The sequence below is a fragment of the Kitasatospora sp. NPDC127111 genome (assembly GCF_042677465.1).
GTDB lineage: Bacteria > Actinomycetota > Actinomycetes > Streptomycetales > Streptomycetaceae > Kitasatospora.
The window spans coordinates 11,932-30,028 of sequence record NZ_JBHXTG010000038.1 but is presented as its reverse complement, the minus strand read 5'-3'; the positions used below and the strand labels follow the sequence as shown (position 1 = coordinate 30,028).

At 75.4% G+C, this 18,097-nt stretch carries 14 protein-coding genes, 2 pseudogenes and 1 riboswitch; of the genes and pseudogenes, 6 read left to right on the top strand and 10 right to left on the bottom strand.

What is annotated here, in order from left to right:
* Complete coding sequence (locus tag ACFVHB_RS22615; protein WP_380325041.1) at positions 1-1,029, top strand: 3-oxoacyl-ACP synthase III family protein; 1,029 nt, start codon at positions 1-3, stop codon at positions 1,027-1,029.
* Positions 1,026-2,888, top strand: a complete 1,863-nt coding sequence (locus tag ACFVHB_RS22610; protein WP_380325038.1) for a thiamine pyrophosphate-binding protein — start codon at positions 1,026-1,028, stop codon at positions 2,886-2,888. Before ACFVHB_RS22615 ends, ACFVHB_RS22610 begins: the two co-directional genes overlap by 4 nt.
* 119 nt (positions 2,889-3,007) lie before the next feature.
* Here the strand turns inward: ACFVHB_RS22610 and ACFVHB_RS22605 are convergent, their stop codons facing one another.
* From ACFVHB_RS22605 to ACFVHB_RS22595, 3 genes are all read right to left on the bottom strand, one after another.
* On the bottom strand, positions 3,008-4,009 hold the full coding sequence (locus ACFVHB_RS22605) for an AraC family transcriptional regulator (RefSeq protein ID WP_380325036.1): 1,002 nt from the start codon (positions 4,007-4,009) through the stop codon (positions 3,008-3,010).
* Positions 4,010-4,372: 363 nt separating this feature from the next.
* Positions 4,373-4,684 (bottom strand): hypothetical protein, encoded by a 312-nt coding sequence (locus tag ACFVHB_RS22600; protein ID WP_380325033.1) that lies wholly within the window; start codon positions 4,682-4,684, stop codon positions 4,373-4,375.
* A 420-nt stretch (positions 4,685-5,104) separates the two neighbouring features.
* Complete coding sequence (locus ACFVHB_RS22595; protein ID WP_380325030.1) at positions 5,105-5,596, bottom strand: MarR family winged helix-turn-helix transcriptional regulator; 492 nt, start codon at positions 5,594-5,596, stop codon at positions 5,105-5,107.
* Between the two features lie 46 nt (positions 5,597-5,642).
* Between ACFVHB_RS22595 and ACFVHB_RS22590 the strand changes: the two genes are divergently transcribed.
* A complete protein-coding gene (locus tag ACFVHB_RS22590; RefSeq protein WP_380325177.1) occupies positions 5,643-6,053 on the top strand; it encodes a cupin domain-containing protein in 411 nt (136 codons plus the stop codon).
* A 227-nt stretch (positions 6,054-6,280) separates the two neighbouring features.
* Positions 6,281-6,613 carry an antibiotic biosynthesis monooxygenase family protein gene (locus ACFVHB_RS22585; RefSeq protein ID WP_380325027.1) on the top strand — a complete coding sequence of 111 codons (333 nt, stop codon included), beginning with the start codon at positions 6,281-6,283 and terminating at the stop codon, positions 6,611-6,613.
* Between the two features lie 143 nt (positions 6,614-6,756).
* On the opposite strand, the pseudogene ACFVHB_RS22580 reads toward ACFVHB_RS22585, so the two are convergent.
* A pseudogene (locus ACFVHB_RS22580) lies at positions 6,757-7,352 on the bottom strand (NADPH-dependent FMN reductase); the annotation flags it as partial.
* Between the two features lie 153 nt (positions 7,353-7,505).
* Here ACFVHB_RS22580 and ACFVHB_RS22575 point away from each other — a divergent pair.
* Positions 7,506-8,382, top strand: a pseudogene (locus ACFVHB_RS22575) (helix-turn-helix domain-containing protein).
* A 25-nt stretch (positions 8,383-8,407) separates the two neighbouring features.
* On the opposite strand, the gene ACFVHB_RS22570 reads toward ACFVHB_RS22575, so the two are convergent.
* From ACFVHB_RS22570 to ACFVHB_RS22545, 6 genes are all read right to left on the bottom strand, one after another.
* Positions 8,408-9,337, bottom strand: a complete 930-nt coding sequence (locus tag ACFVHB_RS22570) for an ECF transporter S component (protein ID WP_380325024.1) — start codon at positions 9,335-9,337, stop codon at positions 8,408-8,410.
* A complete protein-coding gene (locus ACFVHB_RS22565) occupies positions 9,334-11,037 on the bottom strand; it encodes an ABC transporter ATP-binding protein (protein WP_380325021.1) in 1,704 nt (567 codons plus the stop codon). Before ACFVHB_RS22565 ends, ACFVHB_RS22570 begins: the two co-directional genes overlap by 4 nt.
* The gene (locus ACFVHB_RS22560) at positions 11,034-12,164 is read right to left on the bottom strand and encodes a CbiQ family ECF transporter T component (protein ID WP_380325018.1); all 1,131 of its coding nucleotides are present in this window, start codon (positions 12,162-12,164) and stop codon (positions 11,034-11,036) included. The genes ACFVHB_RS22565 and ACFVHB_RS22560 overlap by 4 nt, the downstream gene beginning before the upstream one ends.
* A 193-nt stretch (positions 12,165-12,357) precedes the next feature.
* Complete coding sequence (locus tag ACFVHB_RS22555; RefSeq protein WP_380325015.1) at positions 12,358-13,653, bottom strand: SCO2322 family protein; 1,296 nt, start codon at positions 13,651-13,653, stop codon at positions 12,358-12,360.
* Positions 13,654-13,706: 53 nt separating this feature from the next.
* Positions 13,707-14,987 carry a prenyltransferase/squalene oxidase repeat-containing protein gene (locus ACFVHB_RS22550; protein ID WP_380325012.1) on the bottom strand — a complete coding sequence of 427 codons (1,281 nt, stop codon included), beginning with the start codon at positions 14,985-14,987 and terminating at the stop codon, positions 13,707-13,709.
* A gap of 113 nt (positions 14,988-15,100) precedes the next feature.
* Positions 15,101-15,166, bottom strand: a riboswitch (cobalamin riboswitch).
* A 375-nt stretch (positions 15,167-15,541) separates the two neighbouring features.
* A complete protein-coding gene (locus tag ACFVHB_RS22545) occupies positions 15,542-16,126 on the bottom strand; it encodes a TetR family transcriptional regulator (RefSeq protein ID WP_380325174.1) in 585 nt (194 codons plus the stop codon).
* A 537-nt stretch (positions 16,127-16,663) separates the two neighbouring features.
* Here ACFVHB_RS22545 and ACFVHB_RS22540 point away from each other — a divergent pair.
* Positions 16,664-17,980, top strand: a complete 1,317-nt coding sequence (locus tag ACFVHB_RS22540; protein ID WP_380325009.1) for a glycosyltransferase family 4 protein — start codon at positions 16,664-16,666, stop codon at positions 17,978-17,980.
* Positions 17,981-18,097 lie beyond the last annotated feature (117 nt).

Genomic DNA, 18,097 nt, shown 5'->3' with positions numbered 1-18,097 from the left:
ATGGCGACTGATCCGAACGCTCGCCCCGGCCGGCAGGCGCAGATCGTCGACGTGGTGAGCTTCCTGCCGGAGCGCGTGGTCTCCAACGCCGACGCGCAGGGCGCCGGGGACGACCTGGGCGACCACGCGTTCTTCCGCGGTGTCGCGGAGCGCCGGTTCGCCTCGCCCGACCACAGCTCCGCGGAGCTGGGGGCGGCGGCCTGCGCCAAGCTCCTCGACCGCACCGGGCTGGCCGCCGACGAGGTCGACCTCATCATCTACAACTGCATCTTCAACGACACCTTCTGGCCGGGCATCGGTTCGGCGGTGCAGTCGTCGATCGGCGCGTCCCGCGCCACCGTCCTCCAGCTCGACACCAGCTGCTGCTCCTGGCTGTCGGGGCTGCGCACCGCCAAGGCGTTCGTGGAGTCCGGCGTCCACCGCAACGTCATCGTCCTGACGGTGACCAACTTCGTCTCGCGGCTGCCGGAGTTCCAGAGCTCCAACCGCTCCCGGGTGCTGGGCGACGGCGCCACCGCCACCCTGGTGGCTCCCGGCCGCGCGAGCATCCTCTCCGCGTACGAGCGCTCGCACGGTGAGAACTACGGTCTGCTGCGCTTCGAACCGGAGCTGGTCGACGGGGTGTTCCGCAACTACTGGGAGCGCGGCTGCGGGCCGATCACGGTGAACTTCACCAAGGAGCGGCTGGAGGCCATCCGGGAGAACTCCATGAGCCTGGTGCCCCAGGCCGTGGGCGCCAGCCTGGCCGAGGCGGGACTGACCGCCGAGGACGTCTCGCTCCTGATCACGCACCAGCCCAACGAGGACTTCCTCGCCGAGTGGCGCAAGCGGTGCGGCATCGACGTGGCCCGGACGCACGACACCCTGGCGAAGTACGGCAACCTCTTCGCCGGCTCCATCCCGGTCACGGTCGCGGACGCCCTGGACCACGGTCTCATCAAGGACGGTGACGTCCTCGCGTTCGGCACCTTCGCCAACGGCGGAGACCTGGTGAGCGCGATGACCGTGCGCTGGCAGGGGAACCGATGACGGGGCCGACGGCGCCGGGCGCGGGCGGGCCGGGCGCCGCCACGGTCGCCGACACCCTGGTCACGGTGCTGCGCGACTGGGGCGTGCGCCACGTCTTCGGCGTCAGCGGCGCCAACGTCGAGCACCTGCACGACGCCATCCACCGGCTGGGCCGCGGGCGGCTCACCTCGGTCCTGGCCCGCCGCGAGGACGGGGCCGCCTTCATGGCCGACGGGCACGCGCGGGTGCACCGCACCCTGGGCGTGTGCTGCTCGACCTCCGGTGGCGCCCTGGTCAACCTGGCCGTCGGGCTGGCGGAGTCCTACGCGGAGTCCGTCCCGGTGCTCGCGCTGGTCGGACAGCCCCCGCAGGCACTGGCCGGGAAGGGCGCGTTCCAGGACGGCTCGGGCATCGGGCGGACGGTGGACTCCGAGCGGCTGCTCTCGGCCGTCACCAAGCACACCGTGACGCTGACCGGTCCGGAGCGGTTCTGGGAGGAGATGGCCGACGCGGCCCGCACCGCGCTGTCCGGGCGGCCCGGCCCGGTGGCGGTGCTGCTGCCCCGCGACGTCTTCGAACTGACCGTGCCGGAGCGCCCGGCCGACTGGCCGTCCGCACTCGACGACCTGGTCACGCCGACCGAGGCGGACCCGGGCGAGGTGCGTGCGCTGTTCGACGCGCTGCGGCGGGCACGGCGGCCCGTGGTGCTGCTGGGGCACGGCGTGCGGCGCAGCGCCGACCGGGAGGCGGTGGTGGACTTCGTGCGCGCGGCGCGGCTCCCGGTCGCCGTCACCATGTCGGCACGCGCCGAGTTCCCCAACTCCGATCCGCTGTACCTGGGAGTGGCCGGCGTGGTGGGCCACCCCTCGGTGCACGCCGTGCTGCGGGACGCCGATCTGGTCGTCGCGATCGGTGCCGGCCTCAACGCGATGACCCGGGGCCCGCTGGGCGACCTTTGCGGGGACCGCGTCGCGGTGGTCAACATCGACCCGGGCGAAGCCCGCCGCGCGGTGTCGCCCGGGCTGGTGGTGCGGGCGGACGCGGGCCTGGTGGCGCGGCGGCTGCTCGAACTGCTGCGCCAGGAACCCTTCCAGGCGGCCGAGCTGACCGGATACCGGCGCACCCGCTACCGGCCGCGGCTGGCACCCGGGCTCGACCCGACCCCGGTCGGCGGCGACCTGCGGCAGAGCGAGGCCATCGCCGCGCTGCGCGCCTGGCTCCCGGCCGAGGGGCACCTGGTGCTGGACGCGGGCAACTGCGCGTCCGCGGCGATCCACCTCAGCGACGTGCCCGACGGCGTCAGCTCCACCATCGCGCTGGGCGCGGGCGGCATGGGGTACAGCCTCGGCGCGGCCGTCGGTGCCCAGCTGGGCTCCGGCGCGGGCGCCCGCACCGTGGTGATCTGCGGGGACGGCGCGTTCCTGATGAACGGGCTGGAGGTGCACACCGCCGTCGATCTGCGGCTGCCCATCCTCTACGTGGTCTTCAACAACGCCATGCACGGCATGTGCGTGACCAGGCAGCAGACGTACTTCGACTCGCGGATCGAGTCCGTCCGCTACGCGCCGGTGGACATCGCCACGGTGGCGCGCGGACTCGGCGGCCCGGACCGGCTCTGGGTGGCGAGCGTCGACACCCGTGAGCAGCTCGACGAGGCCCTCGCCGACTACGCCGTCAGCGCCGGCGGGGCCGCCGGGCACGCTCTGCCGGGGCTGCTGGAGCTGCGGCTCTCCCGCGAGGAAGTGCCGCCGTTCACGCCGTTCCTGCCCCTCGACGAGCCGACGGTCGACGCGGACGAGGCGGTGGCCGACGTGGAGGAGGCGGTGGCCGACGCGCACGGGGCGGGGGTGCCGGCGGCCCGCGAGGAGCTGCGGGTCTGACCGGCACGGTCCGGGTCCGAGCGGTCCGGGTCCGAGCGGTCCGGGTCCGAGCGGTCAGGGTCCGACTGGTCAGGGTCCGAGCGGTCCGGGTCCACGGCGGTGTGTCCCGTGGACCCGGGCTACGGCACGGGGTGGACCGCCTGTCCGTGGGGGCTCGGGATGCTGTCCCGGTACTCGCCCGGTGGCACCCCCCACCACTTGCGGAAGGCCAGGTGGAAGCCGACGGAGCTGCGGTAGCCGACCGTCGCCGGGATGACGGACAGGGCGAGGTCGGTCTCCCTGAGCAGCCGGGCGGCCTCCCGCATCCGGCGGGCGGTCAGATGCCGGCCGGGGCTCTCGCCGACCAGCTCCCGGAAGGCCGCGGTGAACGCGGACCGGGACATCCGGGCCTCGCGGGCCAGCAGGTCGACCGTCCACGGCTCGTGGTAGCGGCCGGCGACGGCCGTCAACGCGCGACCTATCCCGGGGTGGACCAGCGCCCGCAGCGCCGGGTAGCCGTCGGCCAGCCGCTTGGCCGCCTCGCCGTGCAGCGCCAGCCGGAGCGCCAGCACCAGGGCGGTCTCGAAGCCGCGCAGACTGATCAGCCGGCGTTCCCCCGGGCCGCCGTGGTGCTTGGCGGCCAGCGCCGCCAGCGTGTGGAAGAGCAGCGGCTCCCGCCGTACGGCGTTCCGGTCCAGCACGATCATCGGTGGCAGTGCCCGGTACAGCGCGGACCTGCCGACGGCGTTGCACAGCAGGTCGCCGCAGAGCATCTCGGTCTCGGGACCGGGGCCGCCGGGCAGCCGCACCACCCCGGACGTCTCGGACCTCGCGCCGGACCGCGCGGCCGCCAACGGCAAGGCCTCCCGGCCGGGCCGGTCGGCGATGGTGTGCGGCGCACCCCACGGGAAGATCGCGAGGTCGCCGCGCTGCAGTAAGGAGCTGCGTAAGTGCACGGCGGCGGCGGGGAGTTCGACCTCGTCGGCGAGGGTCACCCAGCAGCTGCCCTCGACCAGGTAGTGCAGCACCGTGCCGCCCGCGGCCGGGCCACGGACGGCCCAGGGCGCCCCCACGCGCCAATGGCTGTGGACGGCGCCCTCCAACCGGAGCGAGGCGAGCAGCTCGCCGATTACGTCCGCCATGTCTCCTGTCCCCCCGACCCAGGTTACTGCCGAACGCGACCGCCTTTCATCGCGAAGCTTTCGGAATGTTCCGCAGTGTGGCCGGTTCTGTTCTGATCGAGGGTCGGGACCGGTGAACGTCCGACAGTCGTCGCGTCCGGCCCGCGGTGACGTCGTGCCAGGTGTGCCGGGTCGGCGTGAGCGCGGGCCCGCTGCCGGTGGGGCGGCAGCGGACCAGGGGGCCACCCTCGGGGCGGCCGGGGGTGACGGGGGTCCGGCGGTGGTGCTCGGCAGGGGACGGGCGGGTGGAGCGGGTCAGGTCAGCAGCGGGTCAGGTCACCAGCGGGTCGGGTCACCAGCGGGTCGGGTCACCAGCGGGTCGGGTCAGCAGCGGGTCAGGCCGGTGAAGCGGGTCAGGTCGACCGCGGAGGCCGTCTTCGCCTCGCCGGGGGCCAGGACGCCGAGGCACTGGCCGTACGAGCTGCCGAACGTGGAGAAGTTGACCTGGACCCGCTGCTCGGTGCCGCAGCCGTTGGTGACCCGAACGGTGGTGCCCAGGAAGCTGCTGACCTGGGCGGTCACGCAGCTGGGCGCCGGCTCGGCCGAGGCGGGAACGGCGTTCGCCATTCCCTGACCAGATACGGCGAGCGCGATTCCGCCCAGGACGACGGCAGTGGCCTTGGTCATCGTGCGCATTTCCGGTGTGCTCCTCGCGGATTGGCCGGCGGCCCGGTCGGCCGTCGGATTCCATCCATTACGCAGTGCCGCCCGCGGGAATGGCAGAGGGGCCGCCCATCTTGGCACCTTCCTGCGGAATCCCTTGCGCCGAAGCCCGGTGACGCCCCGATTCCGGGGAATTCCCGGGGCGGTGTGCGGGTGCGTACGGGAAAAGGGGGCGGCGCCGCGCCGGATTCGGTCCGGGGGAGGGCCGCGGGAGGCGGACCCGAATTCCCGTCCGGCGTAATGCCCGCGGGCATTGCTCCGGCTTTTGTTCGGGTCACGCTGCCCCGGTCGTGCTGTCCTGGTCGTGCTGCCTCGGCCGTGCTGCCTTGGTCGTGTCGCCTCGGCCGTGCCGTCTGGCCGTGCTGTCCCGGTCGTAGGGCCTGGTCGTTCTGCTCAGGGGGCGTCGAACCAGCGCGGGGTGTCGAGCCGGAACGGGTTGCCGGGGGCGAGCGTGCGCAGGTCCGTCTCCAGTGCGCGCAGCCGGTCCTCGCCGAGCGTGTCGGACCACTGGGCGCGCAGCTCGTCGAAGATCCGGGCGGAGCGGGTGAGGGAGTCCACCCCGCGCGCGGTCAGCCGGACCACCTTGCGGCGGGCGTCGGCCGGGTCGCTGCCGCGTTCGACGTAGCCGAGCCGTTCGAGCTGCTCGACGGTCTTGCCAGCGGCCTGCTTGGAGACTCCGAGGCGGCGGCCGAGCTCGACGGCGGTGGTGCCGTCCGGGCCGATCGCCTGGAAGACGAAGCCGTGCATCGGTCGGAGGTCGGGGTGGCCCTCGCGGGCGAGCCGCTCGTGCAGCTCGTCGATGATCATCCGGAACGCGAGCAGGAGGCGCAGCGGCAGCTCGTAGCCGGGGGGCGCGGGTTCGCTTGACACGATAGACAACCTCATTGACCATATGGACAACTTCATTGTCCATCTTAGGGGGTTGTCCACCATGTCCGTGATCCGCAGTGCCGACGCCCGTCGCACCGAGACTCCCAACGGGGTCATGACCACCCACGCCTCGCCCACCCAGGGCGGCGCGGGGCTCGCGCTCTGGCACGTCGACATGCTGCCCGGTCGGGTAGGACCGCTGCACGCCATGGACACCGAGCAGGTCTGGACGTTCCTGACCGGAGAGGCCCGGATCGAGCTCGGCGGCGAGCCGTTCACCGTGGGGGCGGGCGACACGGCCGTCCTGCCGGCCGACATCGCCCGGCAGATCCGTACCGAGGGAGGGTTCACCGCGGTGGTCGCCTCGCCGACCCCGTCGGTGGCCTACAACCCGGACGCCGTCACCCCGGAGGGCGCCTGCGGCCTCGCGCCGCGCGACGACGAGCGCGTCGCCCCGCCGTGGGTCCTCTGACCGGACGGAACTCCTCCGGGGCGCACCGCACTTCGGCCCGGCGTCCGGCCCGGCGCTTCGGGACGGTCGGCGGTCTCCGATCGGGGCGTTCCACGGGCGCCGCGGAGGCGGCTCGCCCCGGGGCTCCGCGCGGCCCCGCACCCGGCCGGGGCGTCAGGTGTAGGAGACTGCTCGCACGTGAACAGGGCCGGGGCCCGTGCTGGCCCCGGCGGACGAGGAGGTGCGGCGTGTCCGTCGTGAAGATCAACGTGCTGACCGTTCCGGCCGAGCAGCGGGCCGAGCTGGAGAAGCGGTTCGCCGCGCGGGCCGGGGCCGTGGAGAACTCGGACGGCTTCGAGTGGTTCGAGCTGCTCCGCCCGGTCGAGGGGACCGACCAGTACCTCGTCTACACCCGCTGGCGCAGCGAGGACGACTTCAAGGCCTGGATGGAGGGCCCGATGCAGGCCGCCCACCGCCAGGGCCCGCCGGCCGGCGAGGGCGAGGCGCCGAAGCGCCCGGCGGCGACCGGTTCCACGCTGTGGTCCTTCGAGGTCGTCCAGTCGGCCGGCCCGAAGGCCTGAGACCCGGCCGACTGGCCCTGCCGGCCTGGCCTGTTCGGTCTGACCGGTCTGACCGGTCTGACCGGCCTGGCCGCCCGGCCCGCCCGGCCGACCCGGCGCGCCCCGGAACCCTCCGGGGCGCGCCGCCGCGCGGGTCCCCGGCCCGCGGCGAAGGGGCGGTCGCGGCGGGCGTCGTGCAGGCCCTCGCCCCGCCAGAGCAGTTGGTCCAGCATCACCTTCGCCGAACCCTCCGGGCCCTCCGGGTCGAGGAGCGTGCCGTCGGGGCCGAACAGCAGGTGGTAGCGGGGGAAGGACACGTGGTTGCGGACCGTGTGGGCGTTCACCTCGTTGAAGACCTGCCGCAGTTGCTCGATCGCCAGCGGGCCGCCGCTGGCACCGCTGTAGCCGACGAACCCGATCGGCTTGGCCTGCCACTCGCTGAAGTGCCAGTCGATGGCGGCCTTCAGGGCGGCCGGGAAGCCGCGGTGGTGGTCGGGCGTCACCACGACGATCGCGTCGGCGGCGTCGAGCCGCCGGGTCAGCTCGGCCATCCCGGCGGGCCGGGTCAGGTCGGGCTGCACCGCCGGCGGCACGGAGGGCAGCTCCAGCGGGATCTCGAAGTCCGCCAGGTCGATCAGGTCGATCGCGAACTCGCCGTGCCGCAACGCCTGTTCGGCGAACCGGTTCGCCACCACCGGGCCGAAGCGGCCGTTCCGGACCTGCCGGTGATCACGGCGAGGTTCAGGCGCTCATCGGACATGGTCGTGCTCCTCGGGAGGGGTGACGGGGTGGCCGGCCACCGGTCGGGCCGGACGGCTCCAACTTGCCGGGAACGCCGAGGCGGAGGGAGGCCGGGCGGAGCGTTTAGTGGGAGGGCCACGATCGCGTGGGGGCCGGGCGTTGCGTTCGCCGGGTGAGCGGCAACGAGCTGGGCTTCTTCCTGCGCCTCCGCCGTGAGGCCGTCACGCCGGCCGAGGTGGGGCTGCCCGCCGGACCGTGCCGCCGTACGCCCGGGCTGCGCCGCCGTACGCCCGGTCTGCGCCGCGCGGAGCTGGCGACCATCGCCGGGCTCAGCGTCGAGTACCTCACCAGGCCGGAACAGGGCCGGGACCGGCGGCCGTCGGCGCCGGTGCTGTCCGCGCTGGCGGACGCGCTGCGGCTCACCACCGCCGAGCGGGTCCATCTGCACCGGCTGGTCAAGGCGGCCGACCCGGGCTTCAGTCGCACCGGCGGGGCCGGCCCGAACCGGGCGGTGCGGCCCACCGTGCGGGCGCTGCTCGACCGGCTGGAGCCGGCCCCCGCCCCGGTGGTCAACCGGCTCGCCGAGGTTCTCGCCCGCACCGAGGGGTACCGGCGGTTGGCCGGGCCGGTCGGCCTGCTGGACGGCGGGCGGCCGAACCTCGCGCGGTTCGTCTTCACCGACCCGCGGGCACGCGAGGTCTACCCGGACTGGGAGCGGGTCGCCGACGGACGAGCAGGCGGGCCGCCCCAAGCAGGGGCCGGGCCGGTCCGACCCCCACATCGCCGCGCTGAGGGACGAGTTGACGACCCTCTCCCGCGGGGCCGAGTTCACCGGGCGGCTGGAGTCCCTGCCGGGGCTGCCGAGGGCGAACGGGCTCACCCGGCTGGTCCATCCCGAGGCGGGGGAGCTGAGGCTCGGCTACGAGACGCTGGAACTGCCCGTGGACGACGACCAGCGGCTCCTCGTCCACCTGTCGGCGGACGAGGCGACCGCCGCCGCGCTCGACCGGCTCACCGGCCGTCGCCCGGGGGCGCTGCGGGCGGTGTGACGCCGGTCGGCCGGGCCTGGTCCTTTTACGGCCTGCTCGTCGGACCCGTCGGGTTCGGCGGGTTCGTCGGCTCTGCAGGCTCCGGAGGGTTCGTTGGCTCCGGCGGGTTCGGCGGCTCCGCAGGCTCCTGCGGAGGCTCGAAGCCGACCGGTGCGGCGAAGGCGGCGCGGCGGCTGGCGCGGCGGAGGGCGCGCAGGACCGGGGTGCCGAGGGTGAGGCAGAGGGTGACGGTGAGGGCGGCGCGGGGGAGGTCCCAGCCGAGCGACGTGGTGAGGCAGTAGGCGGCGAACCGGACCAGGTTGGCGGAGACCTGGTCCCCGGGGACGAAGGAGATCGAGCTGCCGAGGCCGGCGATGTAGGGCCAGCCCTGGAGGTTCATGATCGTGCCGTAGAGGACGGAGGCCAGCGCCCCGTACCCGGCCAGCAGGACGAGTTCGCGGCGGCCGCGCAGGCCCGCGGCGCCGGGGAGCAGACCCGCACCGAGGCAGACCCACCCCATCGCGAGCATCTGGAACGGCAGCCAGGGTCCCACCCCGCCGGTCAGCAGGGCGGAGGCGAACATCGACAGCGAGCCGAGCACGAAACCGAACCCCGGGCCGAGCACCCGTCCGGCCAGCACCATCAGGAAGAACATCGGCTCCAGCCCGGCCGTCCCCGCCCCGAGCGGCCGCAGGGCGGCACCCGCGGCGGCCAGCACGCCGAGCAGGGCGACCGACTTGGCGTCCAGGCCGGGTGCGCCGCCGCCCGCCCGGCGGCCCTCGGAGATCTGGGCGATCACGACGGCCAGCAGCAGCGGCAGGAGCAGTGCGAACAGCCAGGGGGCGTCGGTGGAGTGGCCGACCAGGGCGGAGTCGGTGGCGGCGAGCAGCGGCCAGCCGAAGGCGGCCACGCCGACCAGTGAGGTGAGCAGCAGCGTCGCGACCGAGCGGCGGCCGAGCGGGACGGGGCGGGTCATCCGGTGCTCCCGTCGAGGGCGCGCTCGACCTGGTGGACGGTGAGCCAGGGGGAAGGGGCGAGGATCTTGGCGACCTGCGGGGCGAAGGCGGGCGAGGAGACCACCACCTCGGGCGTCGGGCCGTCCGCGACGATCTCGCCCTCGGCCAGGATCACCGTGCGGTGGGCGAGTTCGGCCGCCAGCTCGACGTCGTGGGTGGCGAGCAGGACGGCGTGGCCCTCGGCCGCGAGCGCGCGCAGGATCTCCACCAGGCGGGCCTTGGCGGCGTAGTCGAGGCCGCGGGTCGGCTCGTCGAGCAGCAGCAGCGGGGGCCGGGCGGTGAGGACCACGGCCAGGGCCAGGGTGAGCCGCTGGCCCTCGGAGAGGTCGCGCGGGTGGGCGGAGTCCGCGATGCCGGGCAGCAGCCGTTCGACCAGGGCGCGGCAGGTGCCGGGGGCGGCGCCCGCGTCGCCGTCGGCGGCGGCGCACTCGGCGGCGACGCTCTCCCCGTACAGCAGGTCGCGCGGGTCCTGCGGGACGAGGCCGACCTGGCGGATGAGCTCGGCGGGCCGGGTGCGGTGCGGGGCGAGCCCGCCGACCCGGACGCTGCCGCCGGCGGGCGCGTGCAGGCCGACCAGGGCGCCGAGCAGGGTGGACTTGCCCGCACCGTTGCGGCCCATGAGGGCGGTGATCTCGCCGCGGTGGAGGGCGAGGTCGACGCCGCGCAGGGCGGGGACGGGGCCGCGCCGGACGGCGAGGCGGTCGGTGGTGGCGATGGGGGTGGTGGCGATGGGGGTGGTGGCGCCCTCGGTCCGGCTGACGGGCGCGGCGTCGCCTTCGGCCCCGGTCGCGGCGACGGGGGCGGGGGCGGGGGCGGGGGCGGTTCGGGCGGTGTCGGAGGGGTGCCGGCCGTCCAGCCGGGTCCGCAGGCCGGCGGCCTTGCGGCGGGCGTCGCGGACCGAGAGCGGCAGCGGGTGCCAGCCGGCGAGCCGGCCGAGGCCGACGACCGGCGGGTGGACGGGGGAGTGCGCCATCACCTCGGCGGGCACGCCGAGGACGGGCGGCGCGCCGGGGGTGAGCAGCAGGACCTGGTCGGCGTACTGCACGACCCGCTCCAGCCGGTGCTCGGCCATCAGCACGGTGGTGCCGAGGTCGTGGACCAGCCGCTGCAGCACGGCCAGCACCTCCTCGGCGGCGCCCGGGTCGAGGGCCGAGGTGGGCTCGTCCAGGACCAGGACGCGCGGGTGGACGGTGAGCACCGAGCCGATCGCGACGCGCTGCTGCTGGCCGCCGGAGAGTGAGTTGAGGGCGCGGTCGCGCAGGTCGGCGAGGCCCAGCAGGTCGAGCGTCTCCTCGACCCGGCGCCGCATCACGTCCGGCGGCAGGCCCAACGACTCCATACCGTAGGCGAGTTCGTCCTCGACCGTGTCGGTGACGAAGTGCGCCAGCGGATCCTGGCCCACCGTGCCGACCAGGTCGGCGAGTTCGCGGGGCCGGTGCTCGCGGGTGTCGCGCCCGCCGACGGTGACCCGGCCGTGCAGCACGCCGCCGGTGAAGTGCGGGACGAGACCGTTGACCGTGCCGAGCAGGGTGGACTTGCCGGAGCCCGACGGGCCCACCAGCAGGCAGAGTTCGCCCTCCGGAACGGTCAGGTCGACACCGCTGAGGGCCGGGGTGTCGGCGTCGGCGTACTGGACGGAGACCTGCTCGAAGCTGATCACGAGGCCCTCCGGGGCGGGTGCGGGGCGGCGAACGCCGGGACCAGGCCGATGAGTACGGCGAGGACGGCGGCCAACGGCAGGGTGGGCGCGGTCGGCGGGACGACGGTGGGGGCGAAGGCGGCCGGGTCGTGGGCGGAGAGCCAAACGGTCAACCCGGCGACGGCGGCGCCGGATCCGGCGGTCAGCCACTCGGGAAGAGCCCACGGGTCGGGCCGGTAGCGCGTCCTGACGGAGCGTCGGCTGCCGAGCAGGAGGCCCGTGAAGGCGGCGGCCAGCCCGAGCAGCAGGACGGGCAGCGCCCAGCCGGCACCACCGGCGGTCAGCAGCCCGTACGCGGCGAGGCAGATGCCGAGCAGGCCGGCCAGGGTGAGCGCGGCCGTGGTGCGGGCCAGGCGGGGCGGGACGTGGGCGGTGCGGCCGAAGCCGCGGGTGTCCATGGCGGCGGCCAGCGCCACCGAACGTTCCAACGCGCCCTCCAGCACGGGGAGGCCGACGCTCAGCACGGCGGCGATGCCCCGGTCGGACCGCCCGCGCAGGCGGCGGGCGGCGCGCAGCCGCCGGACGTCGGCGACCAGGTTGGGCGCGAAGGTCATCGCCACCACGACGGCCACGGCCGCCTCGTAGAGCGCGCCGGGGAGGGCGCGCAGCAGCCGGGCCGGGCTGGCGAGGGCGTTCGCGGCGCCCACGCAGACCAGCAGGGTGGCCAGCCGCAGCCCGTCGTAGAGCGCGGCGAGCAGACCCTCCAGGGTGACCGGGCCGCCGATCCGCACGCCCTGCGCCCAGGCGGGGAGCGGCACTTCGGGGAGGGTGAAGAGCACGTGCGTGCCCGGGACCGGCGAACCGAGCAGCACCGCGAAGACCAGCCGGATGCCGAGCACCAGCAGCCCGAGCCGCAGGAACGCGCCGTACGAGCGCGACCAGGGCGCATCCCCGCGCCGGGCGGCCACCACGTAGCCGGCGACGGCGGCGAGCAGGAGCAGGAGCAGCGGGTTGGTGGTCCGGGTGGCCGCCGCCCCCAGGCCGAGCGCCCACAGCCACCAGGCCCCGGGGTGCAGTCGGCGGGGACCGGCGGGCGGGCGGCGGGTGCGGGCGGTGCGGGGCGGGCCGGCGGCGCGGGGTGTGGTCACGGCGGAAGGGGTCCAGGTCGGTGGGGGCCGGAGTGGGAAGTCGGACCGGCCGACTTCCTGCTCCGGGCTCGGTCGGGCGAAGGCGAATATGTAGACCGGTCGCCATATGTAGACCGATCGGTATAAGTAGACCGGTCGGTATAAGTGGACCGGTCTACATATTCGGTCGCGGATCAGCGGACGCCGTCACGGATCAGCGGCGGCGGCGCGCTTGCCAGACGGCGCCCGCGGCCAGGGCGGCCACGAGAACGGCGCCGCCGGCCACACCGAGGTCCGGTCCGCTGGTGCCGGGCGAGGCGTCGGTGCCGGACGCGGCCGCGTTGGCGGTGGGAGTGGCCCCGGGGCCGCCGGTGGCTCCCTTGCCCGAGCCGGCGCCCGCCGGGGGCTGGTCCGCGGCGCCGAGCTGCTCCGCGCACCCCGACCGTGGGTAACCGGCGATGGCGCAGAGCAGCCCGTTGGTGTCGTACCGCAGCGGCGGCGCGACCGTTGCCAGCACCTCGGCCGAGCTGGCCCGGGTGGGGACGACCGCGCAGGCGGTGCGCGGCCCGGGCGGGTTCTCGCCGGCCGCGTCGGCCGCAGTGCCGAAGTCCAGGACGACGGCCACGCGCTTGCGCCCCTGCTGCTCGGGCGTCCCGCCGCAGACGGCCGCGAAGTCCCCGGCCGTACCGGGCCGCGCGGCGTCCCGGCCGCCGTCCGGGCTGACGGCGAACCGCCACCCGTCCACGGCCCCGTCCGGCGGCACGTACACGGCGGGCCCCTGCTGCTGATAGGCCCAGGTGCCCTCGGACCACTTCCAGAACGACCAGTACCGGTACCCGGAGGCTGCCGCGGGTGCCGCCCCGATCATCAGCAGGATCAGCACCCCCGCGACCACCCCGGCAGCGAACCGGACCACCGCGGGAGCGACCCACCGGCGACGCCGGGCGGCGGCGACCGCCGGCCCTTGGCCCGCGTCGGCGGCCGCTGCCCGGACGTTCGCCGCCGCGGTGCCCGCGGGCGGGGTGCTCGCGGCCTGCACGCCCGCCACTGCGGTGCCGGTCGCCTGCACGCTCGCCGCCGGGGTGCTCGCGCCCGGGGTTCCGGCTGCCCGGCCCACCGCCTGGACGCTCGCCGCCGGAGTGCCGACTGGGTGGACGCTCGGCATCGGAATGCCCGTCGCCTGGACGCTCGCCGCTGCGATGCCGGTCGCCTGGGCGCTCGCGGCCGGAGTGCCCGCCGCCTGGACGCTCGCCGCCGGAGTGCCGACTGGGTGGACGCTCGGCATCGGAATGCCCGTCGCCTGGGCGCTCGCCGCTGCGGTGCCGGTCGCCTGGGCGCTCGCGGCCGGAGTGCCCGCCGCCTGGACGCTCGCCGCCGGAGTGCCGACTGGGTGGACGCTCGGCATCGGAATGCCCGTCGCCTGGGCGCTCGCCGCTGCGGTGCCGGTCGCCTGGGCGCTCGCCGCTGGGGTGCCGGCTGCCTGGACGCCCGCCACTGCGGTGCCCGCCACTGCGGTGCCCGCCGCCGGCGGCCCGGCGGCCGGCCGATCCGTGGCAGGGGTGGTCACAGCCGGGCGCCGCGCTTGCGCTGGAGGCTCAGGATCAGGCCGCCGCCGATGCCGATCAGCAGACCGACGCCGATCAGCCACCACTGGCCGATGCCCCCGTCCTTCTTCTCGTCCTTCGCCGGCGCGGAGGCCGAGGTGGCGGAGGACGCGGCGGCGGTCGCCTTCGGCGCCGGGCCGAGGGCGGTCAGCTGCGCGACCAGGTCGCCGCCGAAGGAGGCCGGTTCGCGCTGGGCGGCCTGGGCGACGAGCAGCAGGGTGGCGGTGGCGGAGGCGTCCGTGCCGCCCTTGGTCCAGGCGGAGCCCTCCTTGGCCAGCCAGTCCACCGCGCCGGCCGCCTGCTGCGGGTGGCCGCCCTGGATCAGGCCGAGCGCGGCCCAGGCGGTGGCGGTGTAGTCGGGGGTGGGCGCGGCGCCGGGGGTGGTGAGGGTGAGGTGCTGGCCGCCCGCGGCGAGCTGGGCGGTGAGGTACGCGCCCACGGCCTCGCCGGAGTCGGTGCGCGCGACGGTCTTCGCGGCGGCGTCGGCGGCGCCGTCCGCGCAGGCGAGTGCCTTGGGCGCCGCGTCGGTCCGGTTGGTGTTGGTGACCGGCAGCTTGCCGCCCACGGCGGCGAGCGCGGCCTGCCCGGTGGCGAGGGCGTTCGGGTCGAGCGCGCCGTCCGGCTTGGGCTGGTACGTGAAGGAGCCGCGCTGGTCGGCGGGGGAGGCGCAGCCGAGCTGGAAGAGCGCCAGCCCGTCGAAGGCGTTCTTGCCGGCCTTGGCGACGCCGGCCGGGTCGGTCTTGGCGGCGAACAGGGCGTTGACGGCGAGGCCGGTGGAGTTGGCGTCGCCGGGGCTGCCGGGGTTGTAGGCCCAGCTGCCGTCCGCGTTCTGGTTGGCCTTGAGCCACTGGACGCCCTTGTCGACGGCGTCCTGGTGGCCGCCGAGCGCGACCAGCGCCTGGATCGCGACGGCGGTCGCGTTGCTGTCCTCGGTGGCGGCGTCGCACGCGGCGGCGGTGTCGGCGCGGAACGACGGCCAGCCGCCGTCCGCGCACTGCTGGCCGGTGAGCCAGGAGACGGCGGAGTCGGCCGGCGTCACCTTGGCGCCCGCGAGCGCGGTGAGCGCGAGCGACTGGCGCCAGACCCCGTCGTACGTCGGGTCGCCCTTGCCGTACAGGCCCGCGGGTGCGGGGGCGGCAGCGCTGGGCGAGGGGCTGTCGGCGAGGGCCGGCCCGGCGGCGGCGCCGGCGAGCAGGGTGGCGGACAGGGCGGCGGCGCCCAGGCGGGCGGCGGTCAGCATGGTGGAGATGAGCCTTTCGGTGAGCGGTGGTGGCCCGGGTGGGCCGCTCCGTAGTCCTCGACGGTGCCGGGCGCGGACGCTCCCGGATCGGCCGCTCGCCTCTCCCCGGGCACTCCGACTCGCCCGGCCGGTCCGCGCCGGGCTCACGGTTGCGGGGTCAGTGCCGGATTCGCACCGGCTTTCCCCGGAGGAGAAGCGGGATGGAGTTGTCCTGCGCGTGGTTCTGCGCACCGACTCTAGCCGCCGTTCCGGGGCCCGCCGGACCGCCCTGGCGAGAACACGTTCCACCGGCGGTGAGACGCGGCCCGGACGCGTGCCCGGACGCGGCCCGCGCCGACCCGGTGCGTCCGCCGAGCCGACGCCGTCCGCCCGCCGAGCCGACCCGACCCGCCCGGCGCGCCGACGCCGTCCGCCCGCCGAGCCGGGCCGGGCCGCACACCGCGTCAGGACAGGGCGGGCGCCGTGTCGGACACCGCGTCACCACCCGACGGGCGCCGCGTCGGACGACGCCGGCCCGACGGGCCCGCCGCCGGGCCGCAGGGGGCCACACTCCGTCACGGCAGGGTGAGCAGCCGGGCGGCGGTGTGCAGGTCGGCGCGGACCTCGGCGATCGAGGAGCGGCCGGAGAGCCAGGAGACCAGTGCCGAGTGCCAGGTGTGCTCGATCACCCGGACGGCGGCACGCTGGCTGTCGGTGGGTGGTCCGGACTGGCCGATCGCGTCCAGGATGAGCTGTCCGGTGGCCGTGCTCACCTGGTCCACCTCGGCGCTGACCGAGCGGTCCGCGAAGGAGAGCGCGCGGACCATCGCCTCCGCCAGCAGCGGTTCGCGCTGGAGCGCGTGGAACGCCCGGGTGAGCGTCTCGGCGACCCGCGGCGCCGGTTCGGCCTCGGCCGGCGGGTGCCGCCGGACGTGCTCCTGGAGGCCTTGCAACTGCTCCAACATGACCGCGACCAGCAGGTGGACCTTGGACGGGAAGTACCGGTACAGGGTGCCGAGCGCCACCTCGGCGCCCTCCGCGACCTCGCGCATCTGCACCGCCTCGTACCCGCCGCGGGCGGCCAGCGCGGTCGCGGAGCGCAGGATCCGCCGCCGCCGCTCGGCCTGCCGGGCGGTCAGCGGGGGGTCCGCGGCGGGCACGGCGGCCTGCGTGACGGCGGCCTGCGTGACGGCGGGCGTGGGGCTGGCGGGCGTGGGGCTGGCGGGCACGGGCGTGGCGGGCGACGGCAAGGATGCTCCCGGGGCGCGAGAGTGGCGAGGTGCTCCGGCGGATCCGGAGCCGGTTCGGAGCGAGCACGGAGCGAGCACGAGCGACGGGCGGAACGAGGACGGACGAGGACGGACGAGGGCGGAACGTGAAGGGAGCGAGGGCCGAGCGGGGCGGAGCGAGGACGGATCACATGTGGAGCAGCTGTGGAGCCGTCCTGAGCAGAGAACGAGCGGCTCCGGCGCGGGATCCGAGCGGTCCCGGTCGCCCGGCCGGCCGACCGCTCCGGCGTGGCGTGAATCACCAGCCCTGGCTCCTGACGGGAAGCTACGGGCCGGTATCTTCGAGGTCTCTCATTGTTCACATGGTCGCCGGTGAACTCCACACCGGACTGAAACCTGATCTACTTTAGCGACCGGCAGCACTCCGCACACCGGATCGCACACCTAGCGCAGAGATGGGGGCCGACGATGACCGCGACCGCACAGCCGCTGCGGATTGCCCTGCTGTCGTACCGCGGCGACCCGTTCTGCGGCGGCCAGGGCGTCTACGTACGGCACCTCTCCCGCGAGCTGGCCCGCCTCGGCCACCACGTGGACGTGATCGGTGCTCAGCCGTACCCGGTGCTGGACGAGGTCGAGGGCCCCGGCTCGGTCCGCCTGGTCGAGCTGCCCAGCCTGGACCTCTACCGCGCCGACGACCCGTTCCGCACCCCGGACCTCGCCGAGTACCGCGGCCCGGTGGACGTGCTGGAGGTCGCCACCATGCGCACCGGCGGCTTCCCCGAGCCGCTGACCTTCTCGCTGCGCGCCCGCCGCTACCTCGCCCTGCACAAGGGCCGCTACGACGTGGTGCACGACAACCAGACCCTGGGCTACGGCCTGCTCGGCCTGGCCCGGCACGGGTTCCCGCTGGTCACGACGATCCACCACCCGATCACCGTCGACCGGCAGCTGGAGCTGGACGCGGCCACCACCCGGCTGAAGCGGCTGTCGCTGCGCCGCTGGTACGCGTTCACCCGGATGCAGCGCCGGGTGGCGGCCCGGCTGGAGCACATCATCACCGTCTCGGGCAGTTCGAAGCGGGAGATCGTCGAGCACCTGGGCGCCGCGCCCGGCGCGGTCTCGGTGGTGCCGATCGGCGCCGACACCCGCCTCTGGTCGCCCTCGGACGCGGTGGCACGGGTGCCCGGACGGATCGTCACCACGTCGAGCGCGGACGTCCCGCTCAAGGGCCTGGTGTACCTGGTGGAGGCGCTGGCCAAGGTCCGCACCGAGCGCGAGGCGCACCTGGTGGTGGTCGGCAAGCCGCAGAAGGAGCAGGGGCCGGTCACCGAGGCCGTGCGGCGCTTCGGCCTGGAGCGGTACATCGAGTTCCGCAGCGGCCTGACCGACCAGGAGCTGGTCGACCTCTACCGGTCGGCCGAGGTGGCCTGCGTGCCGTCCCTGTACGAGGGCTTCTCGCTGCCGGCCGCCGAGGCGATGGCCACCGGCACTCCGCTGGTCGCCACCACCGGCGGGGCGATCCCGGAGGTGGCCGGGCCGGACGGCGAGACGTGCCTGGCCGTTCCGCCGGGCGACGCGGACGCGCTGGCGGCGGCGCTGGGCCGGCTGCTCGACGATCCGGAGCTGCGCGCCGCGCTCGGCGGGGCCGGGCGCGAACGGGTGCTCGAACGGTTCACCTGGCGGCGGGCCGCCGAACTGACCGTCGAGGGCTACCGGTCGGCGATCGCCACCGGGGTCGGGCAGCGGGCCCGCTCCGGTCCGGGCTGGCGGTACGTGGCCTGACGGCCCGGTCCGTCGGGTGGAGCCGCCGTCCTCCGCGGATCCGCCTCGCTCTTCTAGCTTCTGTCTGACGTGACATGGCGTGACGCATGGCGTGACGGTCGTCAGAAACGTTTCGTG